This window comes from Nostocoides jenkinsii Ben 74, assembly GCF_001046875.1.
Taxonomy (GTDB): domain Bacteria; phylum Actinomycetota; class Actinomycetes; order Actinomycetales; family Dermatophilaceae; genus Nostocoides_A; species Nostocoides_A jenkinsii.
Window position 1 is genome coordinate 2,568,198 of record NZ_HF571038.1, and the last position, 8,214, is coordinate 2,576,411.

At 68.5% G+C, this 8,214-nt stretch carries 8 protein-coding genes; 4 read left to right on the forward strand and 4 right to left on the reverse strand.

From position 1 onward, the window contains the following. Positions 1 to 24: 24 nt before the first annotated feature. Complete coding sequence (gene coaE, locus BN13_RS18345) at positions 25 to 1,032, reverse strand: dephospho-CoA kinase (protein WP_053079784.1); 1,008 nt, start codon at positions 1,030 to 1,032, stop codon at positions 25 to 27. 76 nt (positions 1,033 to 1,108) lie between these two features. Here coaE and BN13_RS12225 point away from each other — a divergent pair, with 76 nt between their 5' ends. Then, the gene (locus BN13_RS12225; RefSeq protein ID WP_048547242.1) at positions 1,109 to 1,327 is read left to right on the forward strand and encodes a hypothetical protein; all 219 of its coding nucleotides are present in this window, start codon (positions 1,109 to 1,111) and stop codon (positions 1,325 to 1,327) included. 123 nt (positions 1,328 to 1,450) lie between these two features. Here BN13_RS12225 and rpsA read toward each other — a convergent pair whose 3' ends face one another. After that, positions 1,451 to 2,914 carry a 30S ribosomal protein S1 gene (gene rpsA / locus BN13_RS12230; protein WP_048547244.1) on the reverse strand — a complete coding sequence of 488 codons (1,464 nt, stop codon included), beginning with the start codon at positions 2,912 to 2,914 and terminating at the stop codon, positions 1,451 to 1,453. 149 nt (positions 2,915 to 3,063) lie between these two features. On the opposite strand from rpsA, the gene BN13_RS12235 reads away from it, so the two are divergent. Both BN13_RS12235 and ppgK read left to right on the forward strand, forming a co-directional pair. Continuing rightward, positions 3,064 to 3,873: a class I SAM-dependent methyltransferase gene (locus BN13_RS12235; protein ID WP_048547246.1), complete on the forward strand. Its 810-nt coding sequence runs from the start codon at positions 3,064 to 3,066 to the stop codon at positions 3,871 to 3,873. Positions 3,874 to 3,951: 78 nt separating this feature from the next. Then, on the forward strand, positions 3,952 to 4,719 hold the full coding sequence (gene ppgK, locus BN13_RS12240) for a polyphosphate--glucose phosphotransferase (protein WP_048547249.1): 768 nt from the start codon (positions 3,952 to 3,954) through the stop codon (positions 4,717 to 4,719). Positions 4,720 to 4,759: 40 nt separating this feature from the next. Here ppgK and BN13_RS12245 read toward each other — a convergent pair whose 3' ends face one another. Both BN13_RS12245 and BN13_RS12250 read right to left on the reverse strand, forming a co-directional pair. Beyond that, positions 4,760 to 5,752, reverse strand: a complete 993-nt coding sequence (locus BN13_RS12245; RefSeq protein WP_048547251.1) for a UDP-glucuronic acid decarboxylase family protein — start codon at positions 5,750 to 5,752, stop codon at positions 4,760 to 4,762. A 7-nt stretch (positions 5,753 to 5,759) separates the two neighbouring features. Beyond that, the gene (locus tag BN13_RS12250) at positions 5,760 to 6,764 is read right to left on the reverse strand and encodes a DUF3068 domain-containing protein (RefSeq protein WP_048547253.1); all 1,005 of its coding nucleotides are present in this window, start codon (positions 6,762 to 6,764) and stop codon (positions 5,760 to 5,762) included. Between the two features lie 143 nt (positions 6,765 to 6,907). Between BN13_RS12250 and BN13_RS12255 the strand changes: the two genes are divergently transcribed. Next, a complete protein-coding gene (locus tag BN13_RS12255; protein WP_048547255.1) occupies positions 6,908 to 8,056 on the forward strand; it encodes an acyltransferase family protein in 1,149 nt (382 codons plus the stop codon). Positions 8,057 to 8,214 lie beyond the last annotated feature (158 nt).

Consider the following 8,214-nt stretch of genomic DNA (forward strand, 5'->3'; position numbering starts at 1 on the left):
CGTGCTCAGGTTCCTAAGGCGTGCTCAAGTTCGAGGTGGCACTAGGCGGATGCGCGCCGGCCAGGCGGGGTCGCAGTTGCCGAGGCGGTCGCCCTGCGCGTCCAGCACGGGGAAGCCTGCGGCCGCCAATCTTTGGTATGCCGCGCCATCCGGCCACGCGGGCACCGGCACGGCGAACTCCAACACGCCGCTCGACTCGCCGATCGCGGGCTGACCCGTCGGCTCGCCCGCCACCACCCCCGTCGACACGCCACTACCGATCGCACCGTCACCGGTCGGGCTACCCCCGATCACGCCGACGCCAACCGCAGCGGCGATCCGGGCGGACATCCGCCGGACCTGGCCGAGGATCAGGTCGGAGATCTCGCGGGGCAGCGGCGCGGCATACTCCGCCTGGAAATCACGCGGGGTGGCGGGACGACCGGCGGTGAGGTTGGCGGCGAAGGGGAGGATGCGCGAATCCCACAGCGCCCCAGCCTGATTCGCGAGCGCACCCGGGCTGCCGTTGTTGTCGAGCAGGACGTCGGCGGCCGCGCGGCGGGCGTCGTCATCGACCTGCGCCGCGATGCGGCGCCGCGCATCCGACTCGTCCAGGCCCCGATGCTCCACCAGGCGGCGGACGCGAAGCTCGGTGTCGGTCAGGACAACAATGACCAGGTGGTATTCGGCCGACATGACCTTCTCGACCAGAAGCGGCATGTCGTGCACGACGATGCCGTCCGCCGGCACCGCCGCGAACTGCCGCGCGGCTTCGGCCCAGATCAGCGGGTGAGTGATGCCCTCCAACGCCGCCAGCGCCGCCGCATCACCAAAAACGACCCCGGCCAGCGCGGCCCGATCCAGCGCCCCGTCCGCGCCGAGCACATCCGCCCCGAATCGCTCCGCCACCGCCGCCAGGCCCCGCGTCCCCGGCGCCACGACCGCGCGGGCGATGGCGTCCGCGTCCACGATGACCGCGCCCCGCTCCGCGAACAGCCTGGCGACACTCGACTTGCCCGACCCGATGCCGCCCGTTAGCCCGATGCGCAACATACAAATCAGCCTATCCAGCGAGCGGATTCGGAAAACCGCGCGACAACGGTGGCCACCGAGCCGCGCAGTGTTGGCTATGCGCCTGAAGCGATACTTCCCGCCTCCACCCGTCGAGTGCCCCTACTGCGGCAACACGAGCGTCCTCGCCGTCACCTATGGCTATCCGTCGCCGACCTTGCAGGACGCGATCGAGCGTCGCCAGGTCGAACACCGCGGCTGCATGATGCCGCCCGAACCACCGACCCACGCGTGCCAGGACTGCCACTACGAGTGGCGCGAGCCGCGCACGTCCTAACGGGCGCCCCGCCCCGGCAAGAACTCCCGGGAGACAACATGGACGTACGCAACGGAAATGTTCCGTTGCGTACGTCCATGTTGTGGCAATGGGCGGGAAAGTGCGCTCCCCCGCCCACGCGGGTCAGTTGCCGGTGAGCTTCTCCCGGAGGGCGGCGAGCGCCTCGTCGGAAGCCAGGGTGCCCTCGGTGGGGGCGGCCTGGGTTGCGCCGGAGGAGGAGTAGGAGGTCGGAGCCTCTGCCTCGGCGCCGGCCTCGGCGTCTTCTTTGGCGGCCTTCTCGATCTGGGCGCGGTGAGCCTCCCAGCGAGCGTGGGCCTCGGCATACTGCTTCTCCCAGGCCTCGCGCTGCTTCTCGAAGCCCTCGAGCCACTCGTTGGTCTCGGCGTCGAAGCCCTCGGGGTACTTGTAGTTGCCCTGCTCGTCGTACTCCGCGGCCATGCCGTAGAGGGTCGGGTCGAACTCGACCTGACCGGCGCCGTCCTCGTTGGCCTGCTTTAGCGACAAGCTGATGCGGCGGCGCTCGAGGTCGATGTCGATGACCTTGACGAAGATCTCGGTGCCGACGGTGACGACCTGCTCCGGCAGCTCCACGTGGCGCTCGGCCAGCTCGGAGATGTGGACCAGACCCTCGATGCCGTCCGCGACGCGCACGAACGCACCGAACGGAACGAGCTTGGTGACCTTGCCCGGCACGACCTGACCGATCGCGTGGGTGCGGGCGAAGTGCTGCCACGGGTCTTCCTGGGTCGCCTTCAGCGACAAGGAGACGCGCTCGCGGTCCATGTCGACGTCGAGGACCTCGACGGTGACCTCGTCGCCGACCTCGACAACCTCAGACGGGTGGTCGATGTGCTTCCAGGACAGCTCGGAGACGTGGACGAGACCGTCGACACCGCCGAGGTCCACGAACGCACCGAAGTTGACGATCGAGGAGACGACGCCCGGACGGACCTGGCCCTTCTGCAGCTCGCGCAGGAAGGTGGAGCGCACCTCGGACTGGGTCTGCTCCAGCCACGCACGACGCGACAGCACGACGTTGTTGCGGTTCTTGTCGAGCTCGATGATCTTGGCCTCGATCTCCTTGCCCACATAGGGCTGGAGGTCGCGGACGCGGCGCATCTCGACGAGGGAGGCGGGGAGGAAGCCGCGCAGGCCGATGTCGAGGATGAGACCACCCTTGACGACCTCGATGACGGAACCCTTGACGACGCCGTCCTCTTCCTTGATCTTCTCGATGGTGCCCCAGGCGCGCTCGTACTGAGCGCGCTTCTTGGACAGGATGAGGCGGCCTTCCTTGTCCTCCTTCTGGAGAACGAGGGCTTCGACCTCGTCGCCGACCTTGACGACCTCGTTGGGGTCGATGTCGTGCTTGATGGAGAGCTCGCGGGAGGGGATGACCCCCTCGGTCTTGTAGCCGATGTCGAGCAGCACCTCGTCGCGGTCGACCTTGACGATGCGGCCTTCGACGATGTCGCCATCGTTGAAGTGCTTGATCGTCGCGTCGATGGCGGCGAGCAGTTCTTCCTCAGAGCCGATGTCGTTGACGGCGATCTGAGAAGCGGTCGCAGGGACCGTGGTGGCAGTCATGTAGTAGGAACTCCGATGCGGATATGGACTAGTGCGGACAATTGCGTGCCCACCTGCGCGCATGCGGGAGCGCACGCACAGATGTGCATCGCGATTCTATTGCCGTTGTCCAAAGGGGGTCAAAACGGGGAAACGCGACAATAGGCCGTATGACGCACGTCAGCCGCGCCCACATCGACCAGGCGGAGTCGGCCTCGGCTCAGCGACGGTGGTGGGACGCCGAGGCGGTCAACTATTACGCCGACCACGGGGACTTCCTCGGCGATGCCGAGTTCGTGTGGGGCCCCGAGGGCTGGACCGAGGCCGAACTCGGCGTGCTCACCGGCACTCCCGGCGACCTCCCGGCCGGACCTGTCCTGGAGATCGGCGGCGGCGCCGGCCAATGCGGGCGCTGGCTGCGCCGGCACGGCGTCGACGTGGTCTCCACCGACCTCTCCATGGGTATGGTGCGCCAAGGCGCCGCAGTCAACCGCACCTCGGGCGTCCCCCTCCCCCTGCTGCAGTGCGACGGAGCCAGGCTCCCGTTCGGTGACGGGAGTTTCGGGGCCGTCTTCACGGCATACGGTGTCGTGCCTTTCGTCGCCGATCCCGGCGAGGTCATGCGGGAGGCGGCCCGCGTGCTCCGCCCGGGTGGCCGGTTCGCCTTCTCGACCAGTCACCCGATCCGGTGGGCGTTCCCGGATGTCCCCGGGGAGGCCGGCCTCACGGCCCACCAGAGCTACTTCGACACGCGGGCGTATGCCGAGCGCGACGACCGTGGTCGTCTCACCTATGTCGAGCACCACCGGACGATGGGGCAACGCATCCGCGACATCGTCGCGGCCGGGCTGCTTTTGATCGATGTCGTCGAGCCCGAATGGCCGGAACGCAATGCCGACGAGTGGGGCGGCTGGTCGCCGCTGCGCGGCCGTGTCCTTCCCGGGACGGCCATCTTCGTCGCCGAGAAGCCGCGCGGCTGAGCCACGAGACCAGTAGGTTTGACCGTGATCCTCGGCCACCAGGCCGAGACGTTGAGTTGTCGAGGAGGATGACAGACGGTGGGCAAGCACAAGGTCGCGTTGGGAATCGACATCGGCGGATCAGGGATTAAGGGCGCTCCGGTCGACCTGGAGTCCGGCGAGTTGATTCAGCCCCGCATCAAGATGGCCACGCCTGAGGTGTCCACCCCGTCCGCGGTCGCCGCGATTGTCGACCAGATCGCCGACGAGTTCACCGACGACCTACCCAAGGACGCGCCGATCGGCGTCACCATCCCGGGCGTCGTGCAGCACGGCATCGTGCGCACCGCAGCCAATATCGACAAGAGCTGGATCAACGCCGAGGGCCAGAAGATCTTCGCCGCGGCGCTGGGCCGCGCGTGCCACCTGGTCAACGACGCCGACGCCGCCGGTGTCGCCGAGCAACGCTATGGCGCAGCCAAGGGCAAGGACGGGCTGGTCATCCTCACCACGCTCGGCACGGGCATCGGCATCGCCATGCTGCACAACGGCATCCTCATCCCCAACAACGAGATGGGCCACATCGAGCTCGACGGCCACGACGCCGAGACTCGCGCCGCGTCGAGCGCCAAGGACCGTGAGGGCCTGAAGTATGCCGTGTGGGCGACCGAGCGCTTGCAGCCGTACTACAAGCACCTCGAAGACTTGCTGTGGCCGGACCTGTTCGTCGTCGGCGGCGGTGTCTCGCGCAAGTCGGAGAAGTTCCTGCCGCTGCTGAAGCTGCGCACCCCGATCATCCCGGCGAAGCTGGAGAACACCGCCGGCATCGTGGGTGCCGCCGCCCTCGCCGCCGACGACGACGCCTGAGTCGAACTGGGCCGGCGTGGCCCGCCCATGGGGGCCGCGGTCAGCCGTTCAGGATGGCCTGGGTCCGCTCCGGGGCGAGCGGGGGTTCGGTGAAGGCATGCCGTTCGTCCTGCTCGCGGAACCACGCGATGGTGCGGCGCAGGCCCTCCTCCACCGGGATCTCCGGGCTCCAGCCCAGTAGCCGCGCGGCCAACATGGTGTCGGGCTGGCGCACGGTGGGGTCGTCCACGGGACGCTCGATGTGGACGACATCGCTGTCCGACGCGGTCAACTCGATAATCCAGCGCGCCAGGTCCAGCATCGCAATCTCGTGCGGATTGCCGATATTGATGGGCCCTGATTCGCTGGACCCGGCCATCGCCAGGATCGCCCGGACCAGGTCGTCGACGTAGCAGATGGAGCGCGTCTGCTTGCCGTCACCGGCCACGGTCACCGGCTCGCCGGCCAGCGCTTGCCGGATGAAGTTCGGGATCGCCCGGCCGTCGTCCGGGCGCATCCGCGGGCCGAAGGTGTTGAAGATGCGGACGATGCCGGTGTTCACATCGTGCGTATGGCGATACGCCAGCGTCAGCGCCTCGGCGAACCGCTTCGCCTCGTCATAGACCCCGCGAGGCCCCACGGGGTTCACGTGACCCCAATACGACTCGGGTTGCGGGTGGATCTCGGGATCGCCATACACCTCGGAGGTGGAGGCGAGGACGAAGCGCGCGGACTTCTCCCGGGCCAGGCCAAGGGCGTGCAGCGTCCCGATGGAGCCGACCTTGAGGGTCTCGATCGGCACCCGGAGGTAGTCGATCGGGGAGGCGGGCGAGGCGAAATGCAGCACCAGATCGACGGGGCCGGCGACGTGGACGTAGTCCGTGACGTCGGCCCGCACCAGCCGGAAGCCCGGTTGCTCCATCAAGTGCGCGACATTGGCCGGGTCGCCGGTCAGGAAGTTGTCAAGGCAGACAACCTCGTCGCCTCGAGCGATCAGCGCCTCGCAGAGATGGGAGCCGAGGAACCCGGCGCCACCAGTGACGACAGCGCGCACGGGTCGGTCAGTCCTTCTCCAGGTTGATCCGACGCGGCGCGGTCTGCTCGGTCGTCGGGATCGCGCGGGTCTGCTCTGCAGACCCGAAGGCGGCCGGAGCCTCCTCGGTGCGGGTCACCGCAATCGCGGCAGGCGGCTCGTCATCGCCGTCACCCTGGCGACCGAGCATCATGCCGAGCCCGGCGGCGATGAGGCCGAGGAGGCCGGCGATCCAGGGCAGCTTGCCAACCAGGCCGAGCTTGCCGCCGTTGGCCTTCGCGTCATCGACATTGGCCTGGATCTGCTCGTCGGTGAAGGCCAGCTGCATGTCGAGAGCCGCGGTGCCGTCGGGCAGGACGCGCTTCTGGACTTCGGTCTGCTTGATGATCGAGCCGGTCATCGGGTCGACCCACATGGTCTTGTCGTTGGAGTAGGTGCCCTGCACGCCCGAGGAGATCTCGGCGGCTTCGTCGGTGATCTTGATCTGGTACTTGTTCGTGGCCAGGCCGTTGACGTCCTCTTCACCGACGAACGCCGCGTCGACCGCGCGCTTGAGGATGCCGTCCCAGAACGGGTAGGTCTTCTGCTCGGCGCCGAACGGGAACTTGTTGACCAGGCCGTCGTGCGGCGAGGCGTTGGCGCCGAGGTACTTCTCCTGGTCCGACAGGGCCAGACCGGTCTTGCGGTCGGTCGCGAAGGCGTCCGTGCTCGCGTTGATCAGCGTGCTGTCGTCGCCCTCGGCGCTGACACAGTTGGGGGCCGAACCGTCCTTGTTCCACATCAAGCACGTGAAGGTCTGGAAGACCGCGGTCGAGCTGCTCGACGCATCGCCGTCTGTGACCGTGTGGCTCGTGGCCTTCACCGGTGCGCGGTCGGACCCGAGGTAGCTGGCGTCACCGGTGAGTGTGGTCAGGCTGTCGACGTTCAGCGGCGTCTTCTTCACCTGGCCAGGCACCCACAGGAGCACGAGCAGAGCGGTCGTGAGCAGGAATCCGCCCACTCCCAGAAGGAGGGGGCCGAGAATCTTCCGCATAGTGATCGTGGGTCTCCTCGTCGGGCCAAATGCCCAACAGCTAGCTGGTCGGTCGGGAGATGCTACCAGTGAGTATCCCGTGCTGCTAACCACGACGCGATCGTGGTGCCGCCCCTCACGTGCGGGAACGTCATAATCGGCGGGTGCGTGCCCACGTCGCGGCTCTAGACGGCCTCCGCTTTGTGGCCGCGACCTTGGTCGTCTTGACGCACGCGGCCTTCCTAACCGGGTCCGTGACCACGACCGGGCTCTTGGGCCGGCTGATGGGGCGCGGCGACCTAGGCGTCCTGATCTTTTTCGTGCTGTCGGGCTACCTGCTGCACCACGGTTTCGTCCGGGCCCGCTCGGGCGCCCCGGTCTCGACCACCGCCTACCTGTCGCGGCGCGCGGCGCGGGTGCTCCCGGCATACTGGCTCGTCCTGGTCGTGGTGACGATCGCGGCGCACCCGAGCGCACGCGATGTCGTCCTGCACGCCGCCGCCGCCCAGATCTATGTGGCCGAAGCGCAGATCACCGGGTACTCGCAGTCGTGGAGCATCGCGACGGAAGTCTCGTTCTATCTCTGCCTTCCCGTGGCCGCGTGGGGCCTGGCTCGGGCGGCGCGGCGAAATCCCGACTGGCCCGCCGCGATCTGCGCGGCGGCCGTGCCGCTGGGAATCGGGATCACTTGGCTCACGAGTTCCAGTGACCTACTCACCGAGGTGCCGTATGAGCGCTGGCTCCCCGCGTGCAGCGCGACCTTCGCGCTCGGGATGCTGCTCGCCGAGGTCAGGGCGCGCCCGAGCCATGTCGTCTCCCGCTGGCTCGGGCGGCTCGCGGCGGCGCCCGGACCCCTGCTGGCGGTGGGGGGCGCGGCATACCTCCTGGCCACGACCCCGGTGGCCGGGAAACTCACCCTGGGCACGGTCGACGGCAGCCGGCTCGCGGTGAAGATGACGCTCGGGTGCATCGTCGCCGGGGCGTTTCTCCTTCCGCTGATCCTCGGCCCCGGGAATCTGTGGCGAGCGACCCTGGCCCACCCCTGGGCCGCGGGGCTCGGCCGGATCAGCTACGGGATCTTCCTCTGGCACGTCCCGGTGTTCACGGCGCTGTATGCCGTGTCCGGCCTCGAGCCGTTCTCCGGTGGGTTGATCCCGCTACTCGCGTTCGGGATGCCGATCACCCTCGGGCTGGCGGCCGTGACCTATCGCTTCGTCGAGCGACCCCTGCTTGCGCGGACGCGTCCCCAGGACGATCAGCAGCGCGAGCAGGCACGGCGTGCGGGTGCCGATCTCGACCCAGGCCGGGCCTGATCCCCCGCCCGTACCGAAGGCCGCCTGGATAGCCCCAGCCAGCACGACGAGCCCCCCGGCCAGGATGACCAGTTGCCCGCGTTGCCGGCTGATGCCCGCGATGCCGAGCGCCGCGGCGGCCAGGAGGGCTCCCCACCCGCCGGCAAGGACCACGCCAG